Below are 24,875 nucleotides of genomic sequence, written 5' to 3'. Positions count from 1 at the left end.
GCCGCGGCCCTGTCCCCGCGTCGCGTTCTTCCGGCCTCCACCTCCTGTGCCCGCGCCCCGCCGTCCGGGCGTCCCATGACCTGCCCGCACGCCCGTCCGGCGCGGCGCGGTCAGAAAGGTGTGCTCCCATGCCTGCGTTCCGCCTGTCCACCGCCCCCCGACCGTCCTCGGGGCAGTCGTCATCACCTCTGCTCGGCCGCCGCTCCTTCCTCGGCGTCTCGCTCGCCGCCGGTGCCTCCCTCGCCCTGACCGCCTGCGGCGGACAGTCCACATCGACGGCCAGAAGCGGCGGCGGAACCCTCAAGTGGGGCTGGGACCTGCCCACTTCATGGGACCCGGTCACCTCGTCGGCCGGCTGGGACGTGCACTCCCTCTCCCTCGTCTACGCGGCCCTGACCCAGCTCGATCCGCAGGGCGACGCCGTACCCGCCCTCGCCACGTCCTGGAAGTACAACGACGACGGGACGGTGGTGACCTTCACCCTCCGCTCCGGGGCGACGTTCGGCGACGGCAGCCCCGTCGACGCGACAGCTGTGAAGAAGAGCCTCGAACGCGGCCGCGACGACGCGAAGTCCCTGGTGGCCTCCCAGTTGACCGGCGTGAAGAAGGTGACCGCCCTGGACGCGCACACCGTCGAACTCCGCCTGGCCGAGCCGGACTTCCAGATACCCGCCCTGCTCGCGGGCAAGACCGGCATGGTCGTCAACCCGAAGGTCTTCGAGAAGGAACCCAAGAGCCTGGCCACGAAACCGGCCGGCGCCGGGCCGTACGCGCTCGTCTCCTACGTGGAGAACTCCAAGGCCGTTCTCAAGCGCAACCCCGCCTACTGGGACGCCAAGAAGATCAGGACCGAGAACTTCGAGCTGTACCCGCTCCCGGAACCCTCCACCGTCGTCGCCGCACTGAAGTCCGGCCAGTACAACGTCGCCCAGATCCCCGGCAGTCAGGTCAAGGCCGCCCGCGCGGCCGGACTGAAGGTGCAGGTCATCCCGTCCATGGTGGTGGCCGTCCTCGATGTGCACAACGGCCGCGAGCCGTTCACCGACCCGGACGTCATCCTCGCCCTGAAGTATGCGATCGACCGCGAGGAACTGCTCAAGACGGCCTCCTTCGGCTACGGCGAGACCACCCGCCAGCCGTTCCCCAAGGGCTACGCGGGCTACGACCCGGCGCTCGACAAGCTGTTCCCGTACGACCCGAAGAAGGCCAGGGAGCTCCTCGCGAAGGCCGGACACGCGGACGGCCTGAAGCTCACCCTCACCACCCAGAAGGCCGAAGGCGTACCGGAGTTGCTCCAGGCCCAGCTGAAGAAGGTCGGGATCACCGCCACCATCGAGACCATCCCCGCCGACCAGGCGACGCAGATCGTCTACATCCAGCGCGCCAAGGCGCTCAACGTCGACCAGTTCGCCGGCCGCGACTCCGCCACCCAGGCCTTCCAGGTGCTGTTCGGCAAGGAGGGCCTGATGAACCCCGGGCGCACCACGACACCCGAACTCGAGAAGGCCCTCGACGCCGTCCGCCGCACCCCGCTGGACGCGGCCGACTACCCCGAGGTGCTCCAGAAGGCGACCGGCATCGCCGTGCGGGACATGCCCAACACGTTCCTGTACACCGTCCCGCGCATCCTCGCCCGCAACCCCGAGGTCTCCGAGATCCCCGCCTACACCGTCGTCCAGCGCTTCGACGGGGTGACCGTCGGATGAGCGCACCCGCCGTCAACGCCCGGCGGGCCCGGCCGCCTCGACGTCTCGCCGGGGCGCCCCGCTCGCTCGGCCGGGTCGCCGTCACCACCGCCACCGTCTTCCTCCTCGCCTCGCTGCTGACGTTCGCACTCGGCGCGCTCTCGCAGGCCAACCCCGCCGCGGCCGTCCTCGGCGACCTCGCCACACCGGCCGACATCGCCCGCATGGAGGCCCAGTTCGGCCTCGACCGGCCGCTGCCCGTGCAGTACGTGAGCTGGCTCGGCCACGCGCTCACCGGAGACCTGGGCACCTCGTGGTTCACCGGCGTGCCGGTCGCGGACAGCATCGCCCAGGCCCTCCCCGTCGACCTGTCCATCGCCGGACTCGCCCTGCTGCTCGCCGTCCTCATCGGCGGCGGCGCGGGGATCGCCGCCGCGCTGCACGCCGGCGGACGCGTCGACCGGGCCGTCACGCTCGTCTGCTCGGTGCTCGCGACGCTGCCGCCGTTCCTCATCGGCATCGTCCTGATCGTCGTGTTCGCCGTCCAGTTCGGCGCACTGCCCACCGGCGGCTACGAACCGCTGAACGCGGGCGCGGGCCCCTGGCTGCGCTACGCGATCCTGCCCGCCTTCGCCCTCAGCCTGGACGCCGCCGCCTCCATCGCCCGGCAACTGCGCACCTCCCTGGTCGGGGCGCTGCGCGAGAACTACGTCATCGGCGCCGAGATGCGCGGCTTCTCCGCCCGCCGGGTCCTGTTCGGCCACGTCCTGCGCAACGCGGCCGGACCCGCCCTCACCGTCCTCGGGATGAGCGTGCCGGTCATCCTCGGCGGCGCCGTCGTCACCGAGAAGATCTTCAACCTCCCCGGCATCGCGCAACTCTCCCTCCAGTCCGCCGAACGGCACGACATCCCCGTCGTGCAGGGCACGCTCCTCGTCACCGTCGCCGTCGTCCTCGTCGCCAACATCGCGATCGACGCGGCACTCGGTGCGCTCAACCCGGCGGCCCGCAGGAGCGGACGCGCCGCGCGCAAGGGGGAGATCGCATGAGGGTGCTCCGGATCACCTGGCGACAGCGCTCGGCCAGGATCGCCCTCGCCGTGCTCGCCGTGGTGGCGGTGCTAGCCGTCGCGGGCGGCGCGCTCGCGCTGGACGACCCGCTGGCGCAGCACCCCGCCGACATGCTCCAAGGCCCCAGCGCAGCCCACCTGTTGGGCACCGACTACCTCGGCCGTGACGTCCTGAGCCGTGTCGTCTCCGGTACGGGCCTGTCGATCGGCGGCGCCCTGGAGGCCGTCGGCGCCGCCCTGCTGGTCGGCGTGGTCCCGGGACTCGCGTCCGTCTGGCTCGGCCCGGCCGTGGAATGGACGACGCAGCGGGCCGCCGACACGCTGATGATCATGCCGTTCACGGTCTTCGCGATCGCCGTCGTCGGCGCCCTCGGCAACGGCGTGCACCAGGCCATGCTGGCCCTCGGCGTCCTCTTCGCGCCGCTCTACTTCCGCGTCACCAGGGCCGCCGCGCTCGGCCTGAAGCAGGCGCAGTACGTGGAGGCCGCCGAGCTGATGGGCGCGTCCCGCCGATGGATCCTGCGCACCCACGTCTGGGGCAAGATCCTGCCGACGGTCGCGGTGACCACCGCGCAGGTGGCGGGGCAGGCCCTGCTGGTCGTCTCCTCGCTCACCTTCCTCGGCCTCGGCGTCAAGGCGCCCGCGCCGACCTGGGGCGGGATGCTCGCCTCCGACCTCGGCTACCTCGCCCAGCAGCCGTGGGCACCGCTCGTCCCCGGCGCCGCGATCATGATCACCGTCGGGGCGCTCAACCTGCTGGCGGACGCGATCCGCGACGGCGGGACGCAGCCGGTGACACGAACCCTCAATGCTCTCGCAGTGCCGACGAGTTCGGTGCCCGAGGAGCCCGTCGTCGAGCCGGCCGTCCGTGTCGAGAAGTCCGAGCAGACCGAGCAGAGCGAGGAGGCCGAGCGCCGTGTCACCACTGGCTGAAGCAGAGACGGCCGCCCCCGTCCTCACCGTCGAGGGCCTCGACGTCACGGTGGGCCGTTCCGTGGCCGCCGTCCGCGACGTGTCCTTCACCCTCGCCCGGGGCGAAGCGGTCGGCCTGGTGGGGGAGTCGGGCAGCGGCAAGAGCCTGACCTGCCGGTCCGTGCTCGGTGTCCTGCCGCAGGGGTGCGAAGTAGCCGCCGGACGGGTCGCGCTTTCCGACACCGGCTCCGCCGCCACCGACCTCACCGCCCTCACCCGCCGGGAGTGGAACGCGGTACGGGGCCGACGCGTCGGAGCCGTCTTCCAGGACCCCGCCTCGTACCTGAACCCCTCGCTCACCGTCGGCAGGCAGCTCGCCGAACAACTGCGGGTGGGCCGGGGCCTCGCCCGGTCCGCCGCACGGCAGCGCGCCGTCGAACTGTTCGCGGCGGTGGGCCTGCACCGGCCCGGCGAACTCTTCCACCAGTACCCGCACGAACTGTCCGGCGGCATGCTCCAGCGGGTCCTCATCGCCATCGCCGTCTCCTGCGAGCCGGAACTCCTCATCGCCGACGAGGCGACCACCGCCCTGGACGTCGTCATCCAGGCGGAGATCCTCGAACTGCTCCGCACCCTGCGGGCCGAGCGCGGGCTCGCCCTCCTCCTCGTCACCCACGACCTCGCCGTCGTCGCCGAGGCCTGCGACCGCGTCATCGTCATGTACGCGGGCGAGATCGTCGAGGACGGCCCGACCGCCGAGGTACTGGCCGCACCCGCGCACCCGTACACCGAGGCGCTGCTGCGGGTGGCGTCCCTCGGCGACTGGGGACGCAGGGAACTCGACACGATCCCCGGCCGGCCGCCCGAGACGGGCGCCGACCTGCCGGGCTGCCGGTTCGCCGACCGGTGCGCCCACGCGACCCGCGAGTGCGTCGACGGGCCGATCGCCCTGCGCACCCTGGACGGCGGCCGGCGCACCCGCTGCGTACGCCCGGCGAGCCTCGCCGCACCGGAAGGAGCCGCCCGATGACCACCACCCCGGAAACCCTGCTGGAGATCGACGGCCTCGACGTCTCCTTCGGCCGCCGGGGCGCCCTGCGGGGAGCCGCCCGGCGCACCCGGGTCCTCACCGGTGTCCGACTCGACGTCCGGGCCGGGGACATCATCGGCGTCATCGGCGAGACCGGCTCCGGCAAGACCACCCTGGCGCGGACCGCCGTCGGCCTGGTGCGGCCCGACGCGGGCGCCGTCCGCTTCGACGGACACGAGCTGACCGGACTCGACCGGCGGGCGCTGCGCGAGTTCCGGCGGTCCGGACAGGTCCAGTACATGTTCCAGGACCCGCTGCGCTCCCAGGACCCGGACCTGACGATCCGCCAGATCGTCGCCGAACCCCTCACGGTGGCGGGATCGCTCACCCGCCAGGAGCGGGCCGCGCGTGCCGACGAGGCGCTGGCCCTCGTCGGCCTGGACGCCGACCAGTTCGGGGACCGCGTCCCCGGGCAGCTCTCCGGCGGGCAGCGCCAGCGCGTCTCGCTCGCCCGCGCCATCGTCACCCGGCCCCGGCTGCTCTTCAGCGACGAACCCGTCAGCGCCCTCGACGCCTCCAACCGCAACCTCGTCCTCGCCCTCCTCGACCGGCTCCGCCGGGAACTCGGCCTCGCCGTCGTCGTCATCTCCCACGACCTGTCCTCACTCGCCGGCATCGCCGACCGGGTGGCCGTCCTCTACCGGGGACGGCTCGTCGAACAGGGCCCCATCGGCGACGTCCTCCAGCACCCGCGCCACCCGTACACGGCCCTGCTCACCGCCTCCGCACCCAGCGTGCGGACCGAACACCGGCTGCTTCCGGCCCAGTTGAGGGCGTCCGGCGAACGCGAGCCCTGGCCGGACGACACCGGATGCGTGTTCGCCCCGCGCTGCCGGTTCGCCGACGACACCTGTCGTACGGAGCCCGCCGCGGTCCGCACCGCCGCGCGCACCGTCGCCTGCCACCACGCCGAGACGTGGCGCGACCGCATCGGCTGAACCGTCCCTCCCCTCACCCCTTCAGGAGTCACCCCGTCATGCCCATCGACGCCACGCCCAGCGAAGCAGCGCCCATCGAGTTCATCGGGTTCGCCGCCACCCACGAGTCCAGCGAGAGCGGCCCCCGCGCCGAAGGCCCCGTCGTCCAGCCCGACTACGTACGCGAAGTCGCCCGCGTCCACGAGGCGTCCGGCTTCGACCGGGTCCTGATCGCCCACTCCTCGGCCAGCCCCGACGGCTTCACCGTCGCCGACCAGGTCCTCCAGCACACCAGCCGCCTCGGCGTCCTCCTCGCGCACCGGCCCGGCTTCGTCGCCCCGACCCTCGCCGCCCGCAAGTTCGCCACCCTGGACGCCTTCCACCCGGGCCGGGTCGCCCTGCACGTCATCACCGGCGGCGACGACGCCGACCAGGCACGCGACGGCGACTTCACGGACAAGCCGACCCGCTACCGCCGCACCGACGACTTCCTCGACGTGGTCCGCAAGGAGTGGACCGCCACCGAACCCTTCGACCACGAGGGCGAGTTCTACCAGGTCAAGGGCGGCCTCTCCGCGGTACGCCCGGCCGCCCCGATCCCCGTCTACTTCGGCGGCGCCTCCGCCGACGCCGTCCGCACCGGCAGCAGGCACGCCGACGTCTACGCCTTCTGGGGCGAGCCCCTCGCAGGGATCGCCGAGCGCATCCGCGAGGTCCGGACCGCCGCGGCGCCGCACGGCCGCGACCCCCGGTTCAGCGTCAGCCTGCGGCCCATCGCCGCCGCGACCGAGGCCGAGGCGTGGGAGCGGGCCAGGGAGATCCTGCGCCTGACCAAGGAGCGCTTCGGCGAACCGCGCAAGTCCTTCCCCCTCGACCACGCCGAGCAGCGTGGCTCCCAGCGCCTTCTGGAGTACGCCGCCCAGGGCGAGGTCCACGACAAGCGGCTGTGGACCGAGATCGCCAAGACCACGGGCGCCGCAGGCAACTCGACGGCCCTGGTGGGCAGTTACGAACAGGTCGCCGACGCCCTGCTCGACTACGTGGCGCTCGGCGTCACCACCCTCCTCATCCGCGGCTTCTCCCCGCTCGCCGACGCCCGCGACTACGCCACCCTCATCGACCTGGTGCGCACCTCCCGCGCGGCGACCGCCGCGGCGGACGAGGCCGTGGTGCCCGCGTGAGCGCGGCCCGCACGGAATCCGGGCAGGAACCCGCCGTCGAGGAAGCCGTCCTCCCAGCCCTGCGGCTCGACCGGCTCCCGGACGTCACCCGCGCCCTCGCCGCCCGCGCCGACACGCACGACCGGGAGGCGTCCTTCCCCGCCGAAGGCATCGCCCACGTCCACGAGGCGGGACTGCTCACCGCGACCGTCGCCGCCCGGCACGGCGGGCCCGGCGCCGGGCTCGCGGACACCGTCCGCATCCTGCGCGCCCTCGGCGCGGGCGACCCGGCCGTCGCGCTGATCAGCGCGATGACCCTGTTCGTGCACGCGGCCGAGGCCCGTACACCGAGATGGCCGACGGCCGCGTACGCCGACTTCCTCCACGGAGCCGCGGCCCGTCCCGCCCTGGTCAACCACCTGCGGGTCGAGCCCGAGCTGGGCAGCCCGGTCCGCGGCGGACTGCCCGCGACCACCGCCCGCCGCGACGGCGACCACTGGCTGCTCACCGGCCGCAAGATCTACTCGACGGGCGCCGTCGGCCTCGACCGCATGCTCGTCTGGGCCCGCACCGACGAGGACCCGGTGCGCGTCGGCTCGTTCCTGGTCCGCCGCGACAGCCCGGGGCTGACGATCCTGCCGACCTGGGACCACGTCGGACTGCGGGCGAGCCGCAGCGACGACGTCCTGTTCGACGGCGTACGCGTCCCCGTGGACGACGTCGTGGCGCTCGGAGCCCCCGGCCCCGCGACGCCGGACGCGGTGGGCGGCGCCTGGGGCGCCCTCGGACTGACCGCCCTCTACCTCGGCGTCGCCGGGGCGGCCCGCGACTGGCTCGTCGGCTTCCTCCACGAACGCGTCCCCACCGGACTCGGCGCCCCGCTGGCCACCCTGCCCCGCTTCCAGAGCGCCGTCGGCGAGATCGAGACCGCCCTCACCGGCGCCTCCGTCCTGGTCGACGCGCTCGCGGCCCGCGTCGACGCGGGCGACCCGGACGCCCCCGCCCAGGCGGGCACCGCCAAACTCCTCGGCACCCGCGCCGCCATCGGCGCCGTCGAACAGGCCCTCCAGCTCACCGGCAACCACGGCCTGACCCGCGCCAACCCGCTCCAGCGGCACTACCGCGACGTGCTCTGCGGCCGGATCCACACACCGCAGGACGACTCCCTCCTCACCGCCGCCGGCCGCGCGGCCCTCGACCGTCACCCCCTCGCAGCGAAGGACACCCCGTGACCACGAACCAACCCCCGGCCAGGTCAGTCGAGTTCATCGGCATGATCGGCACCCAGGACGGCTCCGAGACCCGGCCCGCCACCGGCCCGGTGATCGACGCGGCGTACACCGCCCGGTTCGCCCGCGCCCACGAGGACGCCGGCTTCGACCGCATCCTCATCGGCTACAGCTCCACCCGGCCCGACGGCCCCCAGGTCGCCGCGTACGTCGCGGCCCGCACCGAACGCCTCGGCCTGCTCATCGCCCACCGGCCCGGCGTCATCGCCCCGACGCTCGCCGCCCGCAGCTTCGCCACCCTGGACCAATTCACCGAGGGGCGCGTCGCCGTCCACACCATCACCGGCGGCAACGACGCCGAACAGCGGCGCGACGGCGACTACTTGGACAAGGAGGAGCGCTACGACCGTACCGACGAATACCTGGGCATCCTCAGGCGTTCCTGGTCCGCCGACGCGCCCTTCGGCCACGAAGGCCGCCACTACCGCTTCGAGGACTACGCGCCAGGCGTGCTGCCGTACCGGGAGTCGGGCATCCCGCTCTACTTCGGCGGCTCCTCCGAGGCCGCGTACCGGGTGGGCGGCAAGCACGCCGACACGTTCGCCCTGTGGGGCGAGCCGCTCGCCGAGACCGCCCAGCAGATCGCCGCCGTCCGCGCCGCCGCCGAGGCCGCGGGCCGCACCGAGGCCCCGGGCATCAGCGTCTCCTTCCGCCCCGTCCTCGCCCCGACCGAGGAGCTGGCCTGGGAACGCGCCCACCGCATCCTCGACACCATCAAGGGCGGTGCGGGACGCGCCTTCTTCCCCAACTCCGCGGCCGTACCGCAGAACACCGGATCCCGGCGGCTGCTCGCCGCCGCGGCCAAGGCCGACCTGCACGACCGCTGCCTGTGGACGCCGACCGCCGCCGCGACCGGCGCGGGCGGCAACACCACCGCCCTCGTCGGCACGCCCGAGACGGTGGCGCGGGCACTGCTCGACTACATCGACATCGGCGCCACCACGATCCTCATCCGCGGCTACGACCCGCTCGACGACGCCATCGACTACGGACGCCATCTGCTGCCCCTCGTCCGCCAGGAACTCGCCCACCGCGCCGCCCTCACCCCCGCAGGAAGCACCCGATGACCCATGTCGCCCCGGCCACCACCGCGCACACCTGGCGCCCGCCCGCGCCGGTCGCCCCGCGCGGCACCCTCGTCGTCCTGCCCGGACGAGGTGAACACAGCCTGGTCTACGAGCGGTTCGGCCGCCGCATCTCCGCCGACGGGTACGTCGTGCACGCGCTGGACACCACCCCGGACCACGACGACGCCGACCTCCTCGCGGCGGTGACCGGCGTCCTCGGCGCCGCCCCCGCCGCCCCGGTCGTCCTCGTCGGCAGCGACACGGGCGCCCTTCAGGCCCTGAACATCGCGGCGCGGACCGGGGTCGACGTGCCGCTCGCCGGACTCGTCCTCGCCGGGACGGCCCTGAAGACCGAAGGGGACGCCCTGGACTGGGAGTCGGAGCTGACCGCCCGCACCTCTTGCCCGACGCACCGTCAAAAGCTTTCGGAGGATAAGGAGTTCGGTCGGGGGCGGCTCACCGACCCCGTCCCCGTACACCTCCTGCCCGCAGGCCCCCTCCCCTCCGTCCCCGCACTGGTGCTGCACGGCGCCGCCGACCCGCTGACGCCCCTCGGTGAGGCCCGGGCACTGGCCCGCCGCCTGCCGCACGTCGACTTCGCCGTCGTACGCGACGGGGTGCACGACGTCCTCAACGACGCCTCCCACCGCACGACCGCGGCCGCCGTCGTCCAGTGGCTGGAACGGCTGCGCGCCGACGACGGCCTGCGCCCGATCCTCACCGTCGAGCCGCTCGACCAGCCCCGCCCGTGACCGACCGAAAGGCGAGCGCCATGACCACCACGTCCCTCCAGTCCCTCCGTCAGCCCACGGCCTCCCAGGCCGCCGATACCTCCGAGGCCCGGGGCGCCGACGCGATCCTCCGCCGCACCCTGCGCCGACACGCCTCCGGAATCACCGTGATCACGGTTCCCGGCCCCGCCGGCTTCACCGCGACGTCCTTCACGTCCGTCTCGCTCGACCCGGCCCTCGTCTCCTTCTGCCTCGGCGCCACCGCGTCGACCGCGGCCGCGGTGCGGCGCGCCGAGCGATTCGCCGTCCACCTGCTCGGCGCGGAGAACACCGACCTGGCACGGCAGTTCGCCCGCAGCGGCATCGACCGGTTCGAGGGCGTGCGGTACCGGCAGGAGACCGACGGCCTGCCCGTGCTGGCCGACGCCCCGGCCTGGCTCACCGCCCGGGTCGTCTCCCGGCAACGCCTCGGCGACCACTACCTCGTCGTCGGGCAGGTCGAATCGGGCGACGTACGGCAGGAGGCACCGGCGCTGGTGCACCACGCGGGGGAGTTCGCGGCGGTGTCCCGCGTGGCCTGAACCGGTCCGGAACGGACGAGCCGGCACACCCGGGGTTCAGGCGGTGTGCGGTTCGTCGTTCACGGCCGTCGGCGCAGCCGACGCCGGCGTCAGGGAGTGGTAGGCGGCGCGGGCATGGGCAACGCGCGCCGCCGTGGTGCCGACGAGCGTGGCGGCCAGCAGGCAGATGAGCCAGAGAGTGTCACGGTCCGCGGTCCAGCTGAGCGTTCCCGCGGGCGGGATCGCGAAGCCGTTGAGGAACAGCCAGCACAGCACGGCGGTGCCGGGCGCCGCCGTGAAGCGGGCGAAGAAGCCCAGCAGGGTCGCGAGCACGGACAGCACGGTGAGTGCGAGCAGCGCACGGCCGGGACCGGCGACCGTGTTGAGCAGTGCCACGAACAGCAGCGCGGTGGCGCAGGCCGCCGTCCACACCAGCGGCGTCGCCACGGGCCGGGGAACGGGGCGCTGCCCGGCCCTCAGGAACACCCACTTGATCACGGTCTGCTTCCTTCCGGCTGCGGCGGACGGGCAGGCCGACGCACACCGCGGACGCGGCCATGGCCGTACGGGCTGCCAGGACCGTCATTCTCCCACCCGGCGACACGCCGACCGGCCTCGGTCCCGTCCCCGTCCTCGGCCACCTCCCTCTCTGCGTCGCTGATTCGCTGCTCATCGAGGCCAGGCACCTTGGTTCTTGCCGGCCGCTGGGCGGCAGCAAGCACACGCAAGAGCGAGAAGGGCCTGTCATGGCATACGAGATTCCCGGATTCGAGTACACCCGGCTGCGGGGGGCGGACGACGTCGAACTGAACGTCGCCACAGGCGGCAGCGGCAGCCCGGTCGTCCTGCTGCACGGCTTCCCGCAGACCCACCTGATGTGGCGCCACGTCGCCCAGAAGCTGAGCGCCGACCACACGGTGATCGTCCCCGATCTGCGCGGCTACGGGGCGAGCGACAAACCCGACGCGGCCGATGAGGACATCTACTCCAAGCGCACCATGGCCGCCGACATCGTCTCGATCGCCTCGGGGCTCGGCCATGAACAGTTCGCCCTGGTCGGCCACGACCGTGGTGCGCTCGTCGCCTTCCGGGCGGGCCTCGACCACCCCGAAACCATCACCCACCTGGGCATTCTCGACGTCGTACCGACACTTGACATGTGGAACGTGCTGCAGGGACGCGCCGCGGCGGTCGGCTACCACCTGTTCCTGATGGCACAGCCGCAAGGCCTGCCGGAGACGATGATCGCCAACAGCGCCGACGCGTTCTTCGGCTCGTTCCTCGACGCCTGGGTCAAGGACCCGGCCGCACTCCCGGACGACGTACGGGCCGAGTACCTGCGGGCGAGCGCGGATGCGGTGGACTCGATCGTCGCCGACTACCGTGCCTCGGCGGGCATCGACGTCGCCCACGACCAGGCCGACTTCGACGCCGGCTCGCAGTTCGCCATGCCCGTCACCGTGATCCAGCAGGACTGGGGCGCGCAGCTCGGCTACGACGCCGCTCAGGTGTGGCGGGCCTGGGCACCCGACCTCGATCACCGACTCACCCGGGCGGGACACTTCATGGCCGAGGAGGCACCCGACGAGATCGTGTCGGCTGTCCGGGATCTTCTCGACCGCTGACACTGGGGCTGGCGACAACACTGACGGCGACGAGTCTCTTCGAGGACAGACGCGTCTCTTTAGGAAAAGGGCAGAAGCGCATGCGCATCGATGTGCTCGGCGCGGTGCAGGCGTGGCACGACGACGGCCGGCCGGTACCGCTGGGCGGGCCACGCCACCGCGAGGTGCTGGGGCGGCTCGTCGCGGCCCGGGGCCGCATGGTCCCCACCGATGTCCTGATCGAAGACCTGTGGGCGGTGCCGCCGGCCGGCGCCCTGGGCGCGCTGCGCACGTTCGTCGCCGCGCTGCGCCGGGCGATCGAACCGGATCGCGCACCCCGCACCACGTCGCGGGTACTGGTCACGCAGGGGCCCGGGTACCTCCTGCGCCTGCCGGGAGAAGCGGTGGACGTCCACCGCTTCGAGGACGCCGTGGCCGCGGCCCGCCGTTCCCCGGACGAGGCCGCGGGGCTCGGTGAGGCCCTCGCCCTGTGGCGCGGGCCCGCCTACGCCGACCTGCCCGACTCGCTGTGGCTCCAGCAGGAGCGCACCCGGCTTGAGGAACTGCGGCTGCAAGGCCTGGAACTGCGGGCGGACGCGCTGCTCACGTCCGGTGCGGGCGCCGACCTGGTCGCCGAACTGGGCGGACACGTCGCCGAACATCCCTGGCGCGAACCGGCTTGGGGGCTGCTGGCCCGGGCGCTCTACCGGGACGGGCGCCCGGCCGAGGCCCTGGACACCCTGCGCCGGGCCCGCACCATGCTCGGGGAACAGCTCGGCCTGGACCCGGGCCCGCGCTTGCGGCGTCTGGAATCCGACATCCTCAACAGATCCCCCGACCTGGAACCACCCGGCGAACGACACCCGGGCATCCCACCCCGCACCAGAAACCGGCTGGGCCCGCGCACCACCGTGGAACTCGCCCGCACTCTCGCCCTGGCCGGAGGCGACGCGCTCGTCGGCTCCCGCCGCGACCGGCTCGCCGCCATCACCGCCGCGGAACGCACCGGAGACGCCACGCTGACCGCACGCGTCATCGGCGCCTACGACGTCCCCGCCATCTGGACCCGCGCCGACGACCCCGACCAGTCGCGTGCCGTCGTCGCGGCGGCCGGACGCACACTCGCCAAGATCGGCCCCGACGGGCCTGCCGACCTGCGTGCCCGCCTGCTGGCCACCATCGCCAACGAGAGCCGAGCCGCCGACACCACGGGCTCCGCGCTCGACACCGCCCGCGACGCCGCGCGCGAAGCCGAGTCCCTGGCCCGGGACCTCAAGGACCCGGCCCTCCTGGCCCACGCCCTCAACGGCGTGTTCCTGCAGTCCTTCACCCGCCCGGGCCTCGCGGCACGGCGCGATGCCATCGGCGTCGAACTCGTCGCCGTGTCCGGTCGGCACGCGCTTCCGGCCTTCGAGATCCTGGGCCGTCTCGTCCGGCTCCAGTCCGCGTCGGCGCGCGGTGATCTCGCGGCGGCGGCCGAGCACGCCGGCGCCGCGGAACAACTGGCCACCGCACACGAATCCCTGCTCGTACCCGTCCTCACGGCATGGTTCAGAGCCCGGGTCACCGCAGCCCGCAGCGCCGAGCCCGACGGCCCCTCCGCCGCAGCGGCCGCCGCGGCCTACCGGGCCGCGGACGACGACCTGGCCGAAGCCGGGATGCCGGGACTCCATCGCGGCCTGCTCCCGCTGGCCCTGCTCGGCCTGCGCCTGCTCCACGGCCGGCCCGCCCCCACCGATCCCCGCCTCGACTGGGGGCCGTACCTGCCCTGGGCGACGCCGCTGCTCCTGCTGGCGCAGGAACGCACCGAAGAGGCCCGTGCCGCGCTGCGCGCCGTGCCCGAACCGCCGGGCGACCACATGCAGGAAGCCCTCTGGTGCCTCACCGCGCACGCCGCGACCCGCCTGGACGAACCCGGGATCGCGGCGCTCGCGGCGACGGCACTGCGTACTGCGCGGGACGAACACGCGGGCGCCACCAGCGGCATGCTCACCCTCGGCCCCGTGGCGACCTATCTCGCCGGGGCGGAATCCTGCGCCCGAGGAAGAGGCTGAGGTCGCCGGAGGTCCCGCCGCGCTGACATGACCGTCGGCGCTCAGGCCGCGGCCTCCTCCTGGCTCCTCGCCGCGACGCGGGCCAGGACCTCCGGGTCGGAGGCCCACAGGAGGGTGCCGCCGAGCCGGGTGATGCGCCAGCCGTCCGCCGTGCGGGCGGCGTCGACGCGGCAGCGCTCGCCCAGGGTGAGAGCCGGCGCCGGGACCGCCTCCGGTGCTCGTGCCGGGTCGTCGGCCACCGTGAAGATCAGCCGGTTGATGCCGATGGTGGCCCGGTCGCCGTCGATCTCGACGACCGGATCGGTGTGCAGGTGCTGGGTCGCGGCCCAGCGCCGGTGGCTGCGCGCCGCCTGGGCGGTCAGCGCCTCGATGCCGCGGCTGGTGCCACCAGGCGTCACCGCCTCCGCGTCAGAGGTGAAGATCTCCGCGGTCTCGTCGGCGGTGAAGCGGGACTCGTCCAGCCAGCGGTCCCAGCGGGCGAGCAGATCGAGCAGAGCGGTGCGGTCGTCGAGCACGGCGTCGGACACGGTATCGGACCTGACATCGGACATGAGGAACCCCTTTTTGCGTTAGTGACACTAACGTTTGTGGCACTAACGAAAGTAGGTCGTTAGGCGGACTAACGCAAGGGGTACGATCCGGCCATGCCCGCAGAGCCGTCGGAGTCCTCAGAGCCGGAGTCCCCAGAGTCCGCACCCCCGGTGCCCGCCCGTCTCGACGGCCTCCCCAGCCGTCTGCTCGCCCTCGCCGCCATGCGTGCCGAGCGGGTGGTGGGGGAGAAGCTGGCCGGCGCCGATTCCCGCCGGTGGCACTACGCGGTGCTGGCCGTCCTCGCCGAGGGCGGCCCCGCCAGCCAGGCCGAACTCAGTCGCCGCACCGGCATCTACCGCAGCGACATGGTGGCCGTCCTCAACGAACTGGCGCAGCGGCGGCACGTCGAGCGGGCCCCCGACCCCGACGACCGCCGGCGCAACGTCGTGACCCTCACCCCCTCGGGCCGCCGCCACCTCGCGCGCCTCGACGGGCTGGTCACCGAGGCGCAGCGGGAAGTCCTGGCGCCGCTGACGGATCCTCAGCGAGCGGAACTGATCCGGCTGTTGGGCCGCCTCACCGCGGGAGGGCATCCTTGACGGGGGCGGCGGCGGCCAGCCGGGCGCGGCGGGTGCGCGGACCGAAGACCGCCAGGACGAGCGCTCCGACCGTCCACGTACCGGCGATGAAGAAGAACACGCTCTGATATCCGTGGCCGTTGTAGAGCGCCGCCACGATCAGCGGTCCCGCGGCGTTGGACAGCCGGCCGAGCCCGTAGGAGACGCTCGTGCCCAGTGAGCGGCCGGGGGTGTCGAACAGCTCGGGCGAGTAGGCGTACGCGAGGGCCGTGTAGCCGCGCTCGAAGAAGTTCACCAGGAAGCCGAACACGACGATGAGCGCGGGGCTGAACGTGAGCCCGTACAACAGGCCGCACACCGCGATCACCACACCGAAGGCCGTCAGTGACCACTTGCGCTCGAACCGGTCCGTGACCAGGGAGGCGAGGTAGGAGCCCAGCGGCGCGCCGACCGTCGTCAGCGCCACGTAGAAGACGGACTTCTCCACGCTGAAGCCCTCCTTCGCGAGCAGGGTCGGCGCCCAGCTCGAATAGCCGAAGAAGCCGATGGTCTGCGTCACCCACAGGACCGTGAGCAGCAGCGTCGGGTACAGGTACTTCTTCTGCAGCAGCAGCTTCAACGGCGCCCTGGTGGAGGGGACTTCGTCGACCGGGGGCGCCGGCTCGGGGAGCGGACCCCGCTCCATGGCGACCTGTGCCTCGATCTCGCGCAGCACCGCGTCGGCGGCGGCGTGGTCGCCCCGGCTCTCGTGCCAGCGCGGCGACTCCTTGAGGTGCCGGGTGAACAGGACCAGCAGGATGCCCAGGGATCCCCACAGGTAGACCAGGCGCCACGACCAGTCGTTGTGCGGGACGACCAGGCTGGCGATGAGGTTGGTGACCGGGGTGCCGCAGATGCCGATGACGATGGCGTAGGCCTGGTACTTGCCGCGGACCGCCGCCGGGTACATCTCGTTGACGTAGACGACGGCGACCACCGTCATCGCCGACAGGCCCGCCGAGGTCAGGACGCGGAACACGCCCAGGGACACCAGGTCCCAGGAGAACACCGAGGCGAACGAGAAGAGCGCGAAGAACAACGTCGTCCACAACAGCGCCCGTTTGCGTCCCCAGCGGTCGGCGATCACGCCGCCGACGAGCGAGCCGATGAACATGCCGACGAACGACAGCGAGGTGACGTACGCGACCTGATCGACCGTCACCCCCCAGACGTCGACGAGTTTCGGCGCGGTGGTGGCGAAGCTGTTGATGTCCGCGAACTCGAAGAAGTACGCGAAGGACACGGCGAGCAGGGTCAGTTTGTGGAACCGGGATATGGGGAGCCTGTCGAGCCGGTTCAGCGCGTTGGCGGGTTGCATGGTGACGCCTTTGTCAGAGGGGGACGGGGAGGGGAGCGGTGTGTTCTGGGTGGTCAGGCGTCGTCGCCGGGCCAGTACAGGCGCATCGGATTGGCGACGAGGAGCCGGCGCCGCTGGTCCCCGGTGACCGCCACGTGGCGGACGTGGTCGACGAGGAGCCCGTCGTCGGGCATGTGGTCCGTGAGGTTCGGGTGCGGCCAGTCGGTGCCCCACAGCACCCGGTCGGGGAACTCCTCCACCACGCGGCGGCCGAACGGCACGACATCGGTGTAGGCGTGCCGTTCGCCGTCGAGGGCGGCGGGCCCGGTGACGCTCAGCCGCTCCGGGCACGTCACCTTCACCCAGACGTCGTGCCGCTCCACGAACCGCAGGAACCCGCCGAACTCCGGGCCGTCCACCGGCTGGGTCACGTCCGGGCGCCCCATGTGGTCCACGACCAGCGGAGCGGGCAACGAGCCGAAGAAGTCGGCCAGTTCGGGCAGGTCGGCGCTCTCGAAGTAGAGGACGATGTGCCAGCCCAGCGGGGCGATCTTCCGGGCGATCGTGCGCAGCGCCTCCTTGGGCGACGCGTCGACCAGGCGCCGTACGAAGTTGAAGCGGACGCCCCGCACGCCCGCGGCGTCGAGCTCGCGCAGCTCGGCCTCGCCGATGTCCGGCCGGACCGTGGCGATGCCGCGTGCCCTGCCGCCCGCGGCGCGGACGGCGTCGACCATCGCGGAGTTGTCCGCGCCGTGGCAGGTCGCCTGCACGATCACGTTGCGGGCGATGCCCAAGTGGTCCCGCAGCGCGAAGAGATCGTCCTTGCCGCCGTCGCAGGGCGTGTACTTGCGCTCGGGCGCGAAGCCGAACTCGGCCTGCGGACCGAAGACGTGACAGTGGGTGTCGACCGTCCCGGCCGGCAGCCGGAGTCCGGGCGACGACGGGTCCTGGTACCAGTCCAGCCAGCCGGGCGTCTTGGGGGAAAGCATGTGCATGGTGTTCCGGATCTCCTGAGGGTGTGCCGGTCTCGGGTCAGCGGCCCTGGCGCTTCAGCAGGGCGTCCAGGCGGGGATAGACCGCGCGGGCGTTGTGCTCCTGGACCGCCGCCAGATCGTCCGCGGGCAGCCGTGCGGCCTCGGCGTACCGGCGCGTGTCGTCGAAGTGGTGGCCGGTGCACGGGTCGATGTCGCGGACGGCGCCGATCATCTCGGAGGCGAAGAGGATGTTGCGGCGCGGTACGACGTCGTAGAGCAGGTCGGATCCCGGCTGGTGATAGACGCAGGTGTCGAAGAAGACATTGCCGAGGACGTGCTCCTCCAGCGGCGGTTTCCCGAGCGCCATCGCCAGTCCCCGGAAGCGGCCCCAGTGGTAGGGCACGGCGCCGCCGCCGTGCGGGATGACCAGGCGCAGCGTGGGGAAGTCGGCGAACAGATCGCCCTGGACGAGCTGCATGAACGCCGTGGTGTCCGCGTTCAGATAGTGGGCGCCCGTGGTGTGGAAGGCCGGGTTGACGCTCGTACTGACATGGACCATCGCCGGAATGTCGTACTCCACCATCTTCTCGTAGAGGGGGTACCACGACCGGTCGGTGAGCGGCGGCGCCGTCCAGTGGCCGCCCGACGGGTCCGGATTGAGATTCAGCGCGACCGCGCCGAACTCCTCGACGCAGCGCGTCAGTTCGGGGATGCAGGTCGCCGGGTCCACGCCGGGGGACTGGGGGAGCATCGCGGCGGGCGCGAAGCGCTCCGGATACAACTGGCTCACCCGGTGACAGAGTTCGTTGCAGATCGAGGCCCAGGCCGCCGACGTGGCGAAGTCCCCGATGTGATGCGCCATGAACGAGGCGCGCGGTGAGAACACGGTCAGGTCGATGCCGCGCTCGTCCATCAGCCGCAACTGGTGCGGCTCGACGCTCGCGCGCAGCTCGTCGTCACTGATCCGCAGCTCCGCACGGGCGGGAGTGAGCGAGGCGTCGTCGAGCGAGGCGATCTGCCGCGTGCGCCACGCCTCCAGGGCCGGTGGCGCGGTCGTGTAGTGACCGTGACAGTCGATGATCATGGTGATGCCCTCCGGTGTGCGGCTCGGGGTCGACCGCTGCACCCTGACCCCGCCCGCCCGGCCCGCCGAAAAGCCCGCGCACGGAACTAACCGTCCCTTAACATTCCGGCCCCCGGAGCCCTCACATCCCTGTGGTCTACATTCGACGGAGAGCGGTATCCGCGCAGACACCGCTGATGGGAGGCGGGAAACGTGCAGATACTGCTGGCCGAGGACGACGACGGAGTCGCCGGTGCGCTCCTGGAGGTCCTGTACGACCACGGGCATGTCACCCGGCGCGTACAGCACGGCAAGAGCGTGCTGACCTACCACCGCAGCGCCGATCTGCTCCTGCTCGACCTGGGCCTGCCCGACATGGACGGGCTCGACGTGCTGCGGTCCCTGCGGGCCGTCAGCGCGCTGCCCGTGGTCGTGCTGACCGCCCGCGGCGACGAGCGGTCGGTGGTCCGCGGCCTGCGCCTGGGAGCCGACGACTATCTGGTCAAACCGGTACGACTCGCCGAGCTGCTGGCCCGTATCGACGCCGTCACCCGCCGTGCCGCCGCGCGCGGCGGCACGGCCGCACGTACGGTCCGCGCCGGTGATGTCGAGGTCGATCTCGACGCGCGACGGGTCCTGGCCGACGGCGCCGCCGTCGAGCTGACCACCAAGGAGTTCGACATCCTCGCCGTGCTCGCCGCCCGCGCCGGCACCGCCGTCAGCCGCGAGCAGCTCCTCGACGAGGTGTGGGGCGACGCCCACCACGGCGTGTCCCGCTCGCTCGACGTGCACCTCACGCAGCTGCGCGCCAAGCTGTCCCGCCCCGAGCTGCTGACGACGATCCGGGGCTTCGGCTACCGCTTCGGCGACTCGGCCGCCTGAGGAGCCCCGCACGTGCGCCACCGGGTCCAGGCAGCGCTCCTCGCGTTCGTCGTGCTCGCCGTCGCCGCGTTCGCCGTGCCGCTGCTGCTGTTCACCGCGTCGGACCGGACCCAGGAACTCGTCCTCGCCCGCAGCTCCGACCTCGACCGCTTCGCCTCCCTCATGGACCAGGCGGCCGCCACCGGCGACACCGCCGCGCTCGTCGCCGAGGCCCGGCGCTACACCGGCCTCTACGGGGAACCCCTCGTGGTCACCGACGCCCGGCACCGGGCCGTCGTCGAGACCGGCGGCATGCGCGCCGCCGACCCGGCCGTGTCCCGGCTCATCGACGCGGCCCTGCGCAACCAGACCGCGCACCCGTCGGCATCGCTGACCCCCTGGTCACGGGGGAGCCGCATGTTCGCCGAGCCCGCAGGCGCCGGCACCCGGGTGTCGGGGGCCGTCGTCCTGCGCGCCTCGGTGCGCACCGCCGCCGCCGACATCACCTGGCGCTGGGCCGCCGTCCTCGTCGCCGCCGCGCTGGTCGCCCTCGCCTGCACGGCACTGGCCCGCGCGGTCACCCGCTGGGTGGTCAGACCGCTGCGCCGCCTCGACCGCGCCGTCGGCCAGCTCGCCGCCGGACTCCCGCCGGAACACACCCGCGCCTCGGGCCCGCCCGAACTGCAACAGCTGGCCACCGGCTTCAACCGCATGGCCGGCACCGTCACCCGCGCCCTGGAACAGCAGCGACGCCTGGTCGCCGACACCTCCCACCAGATGCGCAACCCGATGGCGGCGCTGCGGCTGCGCGTGGACGCCCTGCACACCCAGCTGCCCGCGTCGGCGCACCGCACGTACACCGGCGTCACCACCGAACTCGACCGCCTGGAGATCCTGCTCGACGACATGCTCGCCCTCGCCACGGCGGAACACCGGGCCGGCGAACTGACGGTGACCGACGGACCGCACGACCACTGCGACGCGGCGGCCGTGGCGGCCGACCAGCACCGCCGCTGGGAACCGCTCGCCCGCCGGGCGGGAGCGCACCTCACCGTGCACACCGCCGATGTCCCGGTCATGGCCGCCTGTACGGAGCACGAGCTGGTCCAGATCACCGACATCCTCCTCGACAACGCCATCAAATACGCGGGCCGGAAAGCGGAGATCACCCTGCGCTGCGCCGCCGAGGGACCCCGCACCGTGCTCACCGTGACCGACGACGGACCGGGCCTGGACACGGAGGACCTCACCCGCGCCACCGAACGGTTCTGGCGCTCCTCCCACCACACCGGCACCACGGGCACCGGCCTGGGCCTCGCCATCGCCGAACAGCTCCTCGCGGGGCGCGGCGGCCTGCTCGAACTCGGCGCCGCACGGCCCCGGGGCCTGCGCGTCCGGGCGGTCCTGCCGCGCGCCCGCGAGGAAGGAGCCCCACGGTGAACCGCCGCACCGCCCTGCGCGCCGCGCTCGGCACCGCGTCCGCCGTCGCCCTCGGCGGCGCCCTCGCGGGCGACATCGGCGGACAGGGCCGCGGCCCCAGCGGCGTCCTGCGCCTGGCGACCGGCGAACCGACCGCTTTCTACGAGGCGTTCGGCCACCTCCTCGCACAGCAGCTCGGCGCCGAGCACCCCGGCCTGAGCTGCCGCGTGCGGACCACCGCGGGCAGCGTCGACAACATCGAGCTGCTCCGCGACGACCGCGCCGACCTCGCCCTCGTCCTCACCTCCACCGCACGGGACGCCGCGGGCACCGACGTGTTCCCGCGGCCGGTGCCGCTGCGGGCGATCGGCCGCGTCTACGAGACCTACCTCCAGTTCGCCGTGCGCGCGGACGCCGGCGTACGGACCATGGCCGACCTGCGCGGACACGTCGTCTCGCTGGGCGCCGCCGGATCGGGCGCGGCCGTGTTCGGGGAGCGGCTGCTGCGCGCCGCCGGACTGTCCGCCGGCACCGACGTCCGGGTCCGCCATCTGCCGTTGAACGACGCCGCCGACGCGATGCGGGCGGGCTCCGTCGCGGGGCTCCTCGTGGCCGGCGGTGTCCCGCTGCCCGCGCTCAAGGACCTCGACCGGCGGCCCGGCCTGCGCTTCCTGCCACTGGCCGAACTGCTGCCACGCCTCGGCGGCCCCGCGGCCCGCGCCGCCGCAGGCCTGGAACAGGTGACGCTGCCGCAGGGCGCCTACCGGTCCGCGGGCGGCGTCGCCACCATCGGTGTCTCCAACCTCCTCGTGTGCCGCCCCGGCCTGGACCGCGACGTGGCCGGCGCCCTCACCCGGCTGCTGGTGCGCCGCGCGACCTCACTCGTCCCCGGCAACGCGGTGGGCACCCAGTTCCTCGACGTCCGCAGCCTCATCGGCACGGGCGGCGTCGCCCTGCACCCAGGAGCGCTCGCGGCATACCGGTCGCTGCACGGCTGAGACCGCCCCACCCCTCAATACCGTCCAGGCCACGACGGAAATCGGGACAGCCGGCCGCAGCCCGGAGAATTTATTTCAAGGTGTTGACGAAAATAAGGGGCCTGGGCAGCATGGGCCCCATGGCAGTGGTCAAGAACCCCACCGTGCTGAGCCGATTGCGGTACGGGAACGTGGAGCGGGTGCTCGCGGTGCTGCGCCGCCAGGGGCCGAGCACCCGGGCCGACGTGGCCGGGGCCACCGGCCTGTCCCGCACCACCCTCTCCGGCATCGTCGGCCAACTCCTCGCCGACGCCGTGCTGTTGGAGGAGCCCACTCCGGCGGCGGGCGCACCGGCGGGCCGCGGCCGCCCGGTCCACCGGCTCGTCCTCAATCCGAACTCGGCGCAGGCCGCGGGCGTCGAAGTGGGCCGCGAGCGCATCAAGGTCGTGATCGCCAACGCGGCGCACGAGATCACCGCCTTCGACGGCGTCCACTGCCCGCCCCGCACCAGCGCACAGGAACAGGCCGCCGCCGCGCTCGGGCTGCTCCGCGACCTCGCAGACCGCGAGTCCATCGACCTCACCGGCCTCGGCGGCGTCGGCATCGGCACCCCCGGGCCCGGCGAGACCACCGGCGGCGGCAGCGCCCCGGCCGAGGCGGGCCACGGCGTGCCCCGACACCGCCAGACCGTCGCCGACAGCTTCGCCGAGGCCCTCCAGGTCCCCGTGCTCGCCGACAACAACACCCGGCTCGCCGCCCTCGGCGAGGCCATCTGGGGCGCCGCCCGCGGCGTGGGCGACGCCCTGCACGTGACCCTGTCCTACGGCGTCGGCGGCGGGCTCGTCGCGGGCGGCCGCCTGTTCCGCGGCGCGCAGGGCGCGGCCGGGGAGATCGGCCACATCAGCGTCGACCCGGACGGCCCCCGCTGCTGGTGCGGCGGCCACGGCTGCATGGAACAACTCGCCTCCGTGCCCGCCCTGTTGCGCGCCGCAGGACGGCGCAGCTGGACCCGGTTCGGGGAAGCGCTGGCCGCGGGGGAGGAGAACGAATGCGCCGCGGTGGAGCGCGCCGCGCACGCCGTGGGCCGTGCGCTCGCCGCCGCGTGCGGCACCGCCAACCCGCAGCGCGTCGTGCTCGGTGGCGAGGTCGCCGCACTGGGCGCCGCCTTCCTCGATCCGGTCGAGGCCGCCTTCCGCCGGTACACGCCCACCCGTGTGCACCGCGGCGTCCAGCTGGTGCCCGCCGTGCTCGCCGACCGGGCCGGGCCGCTCGGCGCCCTCGCCCTCGTCTTCCACGAATCCCCGCTGCTCGCCGGCTACACCACACCCGGCGCCGAAGCCCCCGACACCTCGGCGACCGAGGCCTCCTGACCGCCGCCCGGGCCCGGCCCGGGCACCGGCACGGACCGCAACCGAACGACCCGCCACGACCCGAAAGGCACCGCCGTGCGCCACAACATGCTCTTCCTGATGACCGACCAGCACCGGGTCGACACCCTCGGCGCCTACGGCAACCCGCACGTGCGCACCCCGAACCTCGACCGGCTCGCCGCCGAGGGCACCCGCTTCGACAGCGCCTACACGCCGACCGCGATCTGCACCCCGGCCCGCGCCAGCCTGCTCACCGGCGCCGCGCCCTTCCGGCACAAACTGCTCGCCAACTACGAGCGCAACGTGGGCTATCTGGAAGACCTCGCCGACGACCAGTTCACCTTCGCCGGGCAACTGCGCGACGAGGGCTACAACCTGGGCCTGCTCGGCAAGTGGCACGGCGGTGTGCGGCGCACCGCGGCCGACTACGGCTTCGAGGGCCCGGACCTCGCGGGCTGGCACAACCCCGTCGACCACCCCGACTACCTGGCGTATCTGAAGGAGAACGGCCTGCCCGAGTACGCCATCAGCGACCGCATGCGCGGCACCACCCCCAACGGCAGCCCCGGCAACCTGCTGGCCGCCCGCCTCCACCAGCCCGTCGAAGCGACCTTCGAGCACTACCTCGCCACCCGCACCATCGAGATGCTCCGCCGGTTCGCCGAGGGGGAGCGCGACGGCGACGGCGCCCCGTTCTTCCTCGCCACCCACTTCTTCGGCCCGCACCTGCCGTACATCCTCCCGGACGCCTACTTCGACCTGTACGACCCGGAGCTGGTGGAGCTCCCGAAGTCCATGAGCGAGACCTTCGCGGGCAAGCCGCCGGTGCAGAGCAACTACAGCAAGCTGTGGGCGTTCGACACGATGCCGCTCGAGGACAGCCGCAAACTCATCGCCGTCTACTGGGGCTACGTCACCCTCATCGACGAACAGATAGGCCGCATCCTCGACGCCGTAAGGGAGTTGGGGCTCGACGAACGCACAGCGGTGTGCTTCACCGCCGACCACGGCGAGTTCACCGGCGCCCACCGGCTGCACGACAAGGGGCCCGCCATGTACGAGGACATCTACCGCATCCCGGGCCTGCTGAAGGTGCCGGGGGCGGTGCCCGGACAGGTGCGGGACGAGTTCGTCTCCCTCACCGACTACACGGCGACGATCCTCGAACTCGCGGGCAGCGACCCGGCCCCCGCCGTCGACAGCCGCAGCCTGCTCCCCCTGGCCCGCGGCGAGCACCCCGAGTGGGACGGCCACCACCTGGCCGAGTACCACGGCCACCACTTCCCCTACCCGCAGCGCATGCTGCGCACCCGGCGGTACAAGCTGGTGGTCAACCCCGAGTCGCACAACGAGCTGTACGACCTGGAGAGCGACCCGGACGAACTGCTCAACCGCTACGAGCACCCCGAACTGCACGACGTACGGACCGCGTTGATGCACCGCCTGTACCACCTGCTGAGGGACCGCGGCGACAACTTCTACCACTGGATGACGCCGATGTACGACGTGCCGACCGACTACGACACCACGCTCTCGGCGTTCGAGACGGAGGAGGCCGGGCAGGCGCGGGCATGACGGGACCCGCCGTCGGCCCCGCACGGATGCGGGGCCGACGGCGGGCGTGTCAT

Annotated in this window: 23 protein-coding genes; 18 read left to right on the top strand and 5 right to left on the bottom strand. The window is 73.1% G+C overall.

All coding sequences use genetic code 11. The features are described 5' to 3' along the window. Positions 1-128: 128 nt before the first annotated feature. Genes ACFVDP_RS05370 through ACFVDP_RS05325 form a run of 10 tightly spaced genes read left to right on the top strand, consistent with a single transcriptional unit; the run spans position 129 to position 10,501 of the window. Positions 129-1,706 (top strand): ABC transporter substrate-binding protein, encoded by a 1,578-nt coding sequence (locus tag ACFVDP_RS05370; protein ID WP_383483527.1) that lies wholly within the window; start codon positions 129-131, stop codon positions 1,704-1,706. Beyond that, on the top strand, positions 1,703-2,734 hold the full coding sequence (locus tag ACFVDP_RS05365) for an ABC transporter permease (protein ID WP_383483523.1): 1,032 nt from the start codon (positions 1,703-1,705) through the stop codon (positions 2,732-2,734). Before ACFVDP_RS05370 ends, ACFVDP_RS05365 begins: the two co-directional genes overlap by 4 nt. Further along, positions 2,731-3,687 carry an ABC transporter permease gene (locus ACFVDP_RS05360; protein ID WP_383483521.1) on the top strand — a complete coding sequence of 319 codons (957 nt, stop codon included), beginning with the start codon at positions 2,731-2,733 and terminating at the stop codon, positions 3,685-3,687. Before ACFVDP_RS05365 ends, ACFVDP_RS05360 begins: the two co-directional genes overlap by 4 nt. Then, on the top strand, positions 3,671-4,696 hold the full coding sequence (locus ACFVDP_RS05355; protein WP_383483518.1) for an ABC transporter ATP-binding protein: 1,026 nt from the start codon (positions 3,671-3,673) through the stop codon (positions 4,694-4,696). The genes ACFVDP_RS05360 and ACFVDP_RS05355 overlap by 17 nt, the downstream gene beginning before the upstream one ends. Beyond that, positions 4,693-5,694 carry an ABC transporter ATP-binding protein gene (locus tag ACFVDP_RS05350; RefSeq protein WP_383483515.1) on the top strand — a complete coding sequence of 334 codons (1,002 nt, stop codon included), beginning with the start codon at positions 4,693-4,695 and terminating at the stop codon, positions 5,692-5,694. Before ACFVDP_RS05355 ends, ACFVDP_RS05350 begins: the two co-directional genes overlap by 4 nt. 38 nt (positions 5,695-5,732) lie before the next feature. Then, positions 5,733-6,854 (top strand): LLM class flavin-dependent oxidoreductase, encoded by a 1,122-nt coding sequence (locus ACFVDP_RS05345; RefSeq protein ID WP_383483512.1) that lies wholly within the window; start codon positions 5,733-5,735, stop codon positions 6,852-6,854. Next, on the top strand, positions 6,851-8,065 hold the full coding sequence (locus tag ACFVDP_RS05340) for an acyl-CoA dehydrogenase family protein (protein WP_383483509.1): 1,215 nt from the start codon (positions 6,851-6,853) through the stop codon (positions 8,063-8,065). The genes ACFVDP_RS05345 and ACFVDP_RS05340 overlap by 4 nt, the downstream gene beginning before the upstream one ends. A 41-nt stretch (positions 8,066-8,106) precedes the next feature. After that, positions 8,107-9,189, top strand: a complete 1,083-nt coding sequence (locus tag ACFVDP_RS05335; protein ID WP_383484353.1) for an LLM class flavin-dependent oxidoreductase — start codon at positions 8,107-8,109, stop codon at positions 9,187-9,189. Beyond that, a complete protein-coding gene (locus ACFVDP_RS05330; protein ID WP_383483506.1) occupies positions 9,186-9,941 on the top strand; it encodes an alpha/beta hydrolase in 756 nt (251 codons plus the stop codon). The genes ACFVDP_RS05335 and ACFVDP_RS05330 overlap by 4 nt, the downstream gene beginning before the upstream one ends. A gap of 20 nt (positions 9,942-9,961) precedes the next feature. Further along, the gene (locus ACFVDP_RS05325) at positions 9,962-10,501 is read left to right on the top strand and encodes a flavin reductase family protein (protein WP_383483503.1); all 540 of its coding nucleotides are present in this window, start codon (positions 9,962-9,964) and stop codon (positions 10,499-10,501) included. A gap of 36 nt (positions 10,502-10,537) precedes the next feature. On the opposite strand, the gene ACFVDP_RS05320 is transcribed toward ACFVDP_RS05325, so the two are convergent. Further along, positions 10,538-10,978, bottom strand: coding sequence for a hypothetical protein (locus ACFVDP_RS05320; protein ID WP_383483500.1), 441 nt, complete (start codon positions 10,976-10,978; stop codon positions 10,538-10,540). A gap of 248 nt (positions 10,979-11,226) precedes the next feature. Here ACFVDP_RS05320 and ACFVDP_RS05315 point away from each other — a divergent pair, with 248 nt between their 5' ends. Both ACFVDP_RS05315 and ACFVDP_RS05310 read left to right on the top strand, forming a co-directional pair. Next, positions 11,227-12,105 (top strand): alpha/beta fold hydrolase, encoded by an 879-nt coding sequence (locus tag ACFVDP_RS05315; RefSeq protein ID WP_383483497.1) that lies wholly within the window; start codon positions 11,227-11,229, stop codon positions 12,103-12,105. An 80-nt stretch (positions 12,106-12,185) separates the two neighbouring features. Beyond that, positions 12,186-14,138, top strand: a complete 1,953-nt coding sequence (locus tag ACFVDP_RS05310; RefSeq protein WP_383483494.1) for a BTAD domain-containing putative transcriptional regulator — start codon at positions 12,186-12,188, stop codon at positions 14,136-14,138. A 41-nt stretch (positions 14,139-14,179) separates the two neighbouring features. Here the strand turns inward: ACFVDP_RS05310 and ACFVDP_RS05305 are convergent, their stop codons facing one another. Then, positions 14,180-14,689, bottom strand: coding sequence for a nuclear transport factor 2 family protein (locus tag ACFVDP_RS05305; RefSeq protein WP_383483491.1), 510 nt, complete (start codon positions 14,687-14,689; stop codon positions 14,180-14,182). A 93-nt stretch (positions 14,690-14,782) separates the two neighbouring features. Here ACFVDP_RS05305 and ACFVDP_RS05300 point away from each other — a divergent pair, with 93 nt between their 5' ends. After that, positions 14,783-15,268 (top strand): MarR family winged helix-turn-helix transcriptional regulator, encoded by a 486-nt coding sequence (locus tag ACFVDP_RS05300; protein WP_383483488.1) that lies wholly within the window; start codon positions 14,783-14,785, stop codon positions 15,266-15,268. Here the strand turns inward: ACFVDP_RS05300 and ACFVDP_RS05295 are convergent. Genes ACFVDP_RS05295 through ACFVDP_RS05285 form a run of 3 tightly spaced genes read right to left on the bottom strand, consistent with a single transcriptional unit; the run spans position 15,246 to position 18,641 of the window. Then, entirely contained in the window at positions 15,246-16,604 is a 1,359-nt protein-coding gene (locus ACFVDP_RS05295; protein WP_383483486.1) for an MFS transporter, read from the bottom strand. The genes ACFVDP_RS05300 and ACFVDP_RS05295 overlap by 23 nt on opposite strands. 53 nt (positions 16,605-16,657) lie before the next feature. Then, positions 16,658-17,578 carry an amidohydrolase family protein gene (locus ACFVDP_RS05290; RefSeq protein ID WP_383483483.1) on the bottom strand — a complete coding sequence of 307 codons (921 nt, stop codon included), beginning with the start codon at positions 17,576-17,578 and terminating at the stop codon, positions 16,658-16,660. Between the two features lie 37 nt (positions 17,579-17,615). Next, positions 17,616-18,641, bottom strand: coding sequence for an amidohydrolase family protein (locus ACFVDP_RS05285; protein WP_383484350.1), 1,026 nt, complete (start codon positions 18,639-18,641; stop codon positions 17,616-17,618). Positions 18,642-18,833: 192 nt separating this feature from the next. Here ACFVDP_RS05285 and ACFVDP_RS05280 point away from each other — a divergent pair, with 192 nt between their 5' ends. The 5 genes from ACFVDP_RS05280 to ACFVDP_RS05260 all read left to right on the top strand — a co-directional run bounded on the left by ACFVDP_RS05280 (position 18,834) and on the right by ACFVDP_RS05260 (position 24,822). Continuing rightward, entirely contained in the window at positions 18,834-19,502 is a 669-nt protein-coding gene (locus ACFVDP_RS05280) for a response regulator transcription factor (RefSeq protein WP_383483480.1), read from the top strand. Between the two features lie 12 nt (positions 19,503-19,514). After that, positions 19,515-20,921: a sensor histidine kinase gene (locus ACFVDP_RS05275; protein WP_383483477.1), complete on the top strand. Its 1,407-nt coding sequence runs from the start codon at positions 19,515-19,517 to the stop codon at positions 20,919-20,921. Continuing rightward, positions 20,918-21,898, top strand: a complete 981-nt coding sequence (locus ACFVDP_RS05270; RefSeq protein WP_383483474.1) for a TAXI family TRAP transporter solute-binding subunit — start codon at positions 20,918-20,920, stop codon at positions 21,896-21,898. Before ACFVDP_RS05275 ends, ACFVDP_RS05270 begins: the two co-directional genes overlap by 4 nt. A gap of 119 nt (positions 21,899-22,017) precedes the next feature. Beyond that, complete coding sequence (locus ACFVDP_RS05265) at positions 22,018-23,247, top strand: ROK family protein (RefSeq protein ID WP_383483471.1); 1,230 nt, start codon at positions 22,018-22,020, stop codon at positions 23,245-23,247. A gap of 87 nt (positions 23,248-23,334) precedes the next feature. Further along, positions 23,335-24,822 (top strand): sulfatase-like hydrolase/transferase, encoded by a 1,488-nt coding sequence (locus ACFVDP_RS05260; protein ID WP_383484347.1) that lies wholly within the window; start codon positions 23,335-23,337, stop codon positions 24,820-24,822. Positions 24,823-24,875 lie beyond the last annotated feature (53 nt).

Origin of the sequence: Streptomyces sp. NPDC057694, from assembly GCF_042799415.1 — a bacterium.
Classification (GTDB): Bacteria; Actinomycetota; Actinomycetes; order Streptomycetales; family Streptomycetaceae; genus Streptomyces.
This window is presented reverse-complemented; position numbering and strand designations above follow the sequence as displayed.

What these genes read in the sequence shown, in the direction of transcription:
- ACFVDP_RS05335 (WP_383484353.1), top strand. Translation starts at nt 8,107, where the DNA reads ATGATCGGCACCCAGGACGGCTCCGAGACCCGGCCCGCCACCGGCCCG.
- ACFVDP_RS05285 (WP_383484350.1), bottom strand. Translation starts at nt 18,641, where the DNA reads ATGATCATCGACTGTCACGGTCACTACACGACCGCGCCACCGGCCCTG.
- ACFVDP_RS05290 (WP_383483483.1), bottom strand. Translation starts at nt 17,578, where the DNA reads ATGCACATGCTTTCCCCCAAGACGCCCGGCTGGCTGGACTGGTACCAG.
- ACFVDP_RS05330 (WP_383483506.1), top strand. Translation starts at nt 9,186, where the DNA reads ATGACCCATGTCGCCCCGGCCACCACCGCGCACACCTGGCGCCCGCCC.
- ACFVDP_RS05365 (WP_383483523.1), top strand. Translation starts at nt 1,703, where the DNA reads ATGAGCGCACCCGCCGTCAACGCCCGGCGGGCCCGGCCGCCTCGACGT.
- ACFVDP_RS05360 (WP_383483521.1), top strand. Translation starts at nt 2,731, where the DNA reads ATGAGGGTGCTCCGGATCACCTGGCGACAGCGCTCGGCCAGGATCGCC.
- ACFVDP_RS05305 (WP_383483491.1), bottom strand. Translation starts at nt 14,689, where the DNA reads ATGTCCGATGTCAGGTCCGATACCGTGTCCGACGCCGTGCTCGACGAC.
- ACFVDP_RS05265 (WP_383483471.1), top strand. Translation starts at nt 22,018, where the DNA reads ATGGCAGTGGTCAAGAACCCCACCGTGCTGAGCCGATTGCGGTACGGG.
- ACFVDP_RS05260 (WP_383484347.1), top strand. Translation starts at nt 23,335, where the DNA reads ATGCTCTTCCTGATGACCGACCAGCACCGGGTCGACACCCTCGGCGCC.
- ACFVDP_RS05370 (WP_383483527.1), top strand. Translation starts at nt 129, where the DNA reads ATGCCTGCGTTCCGCCTGTCCACCGCCCCCCGACCGTCCTCGGGGCAG.
- ACFVDP_RS05295 (WP_383483486.1), bottom strand. Translation starts at nt 16,604, where the DNA reads ATGCAACCCGCCAACGCGCTGAACCGGCTCGACAGGCTCCCCATATCC.
- ACFVDP_RS05315 (WP_383483497.1), top strand. Translation starts at nt 11,227, where the DNA reads ATGGCATACGAGATTCCCGGATTCGAGTACACCCGGCTGCGGGGGGCG.
- ACFVDP_RS05325 (WP_383483503.1), top strand. Translation starts at nt 9,962, where the DNA reads ATGACCACCACGTCCCTCCAGTCCCTCCGTCAGCCCACGGCCTCCCAG.
- ACFVDP_RS05345 (WP_383483512.1), top strand. Translation starts at nt 5,733, where the DNA reads ATGCCCATCGACGCCACGCCCAGCGAAGCAGCGCCCATCGAGTTCATC.
- ACFVDP_RS05350 (WP_383483515.1), top strand. Translation starts at nt 4,693, where the DNA reads ATGACCACCACCCCGGAAACCCTGCTGGAGATCGACGGCCTCGACGTC.
- ACFVDP_RS05310 (WP_383483494.1), top strand. Translation starts at nt 12,186, where the DNA reads ATGCGCATCGATGTGCTCGGCGCGGTGCAGGCGTGGCACGACGACGGC.
- ACFVDP_RS05300 (WP_383483488.1), top strand. Translation starts at nt 14,783, where the DNA reads ATGCCCGCAGAGCCGTCGGAGTCCTCAGAGCCGGAGTCCCCAGAGTCC.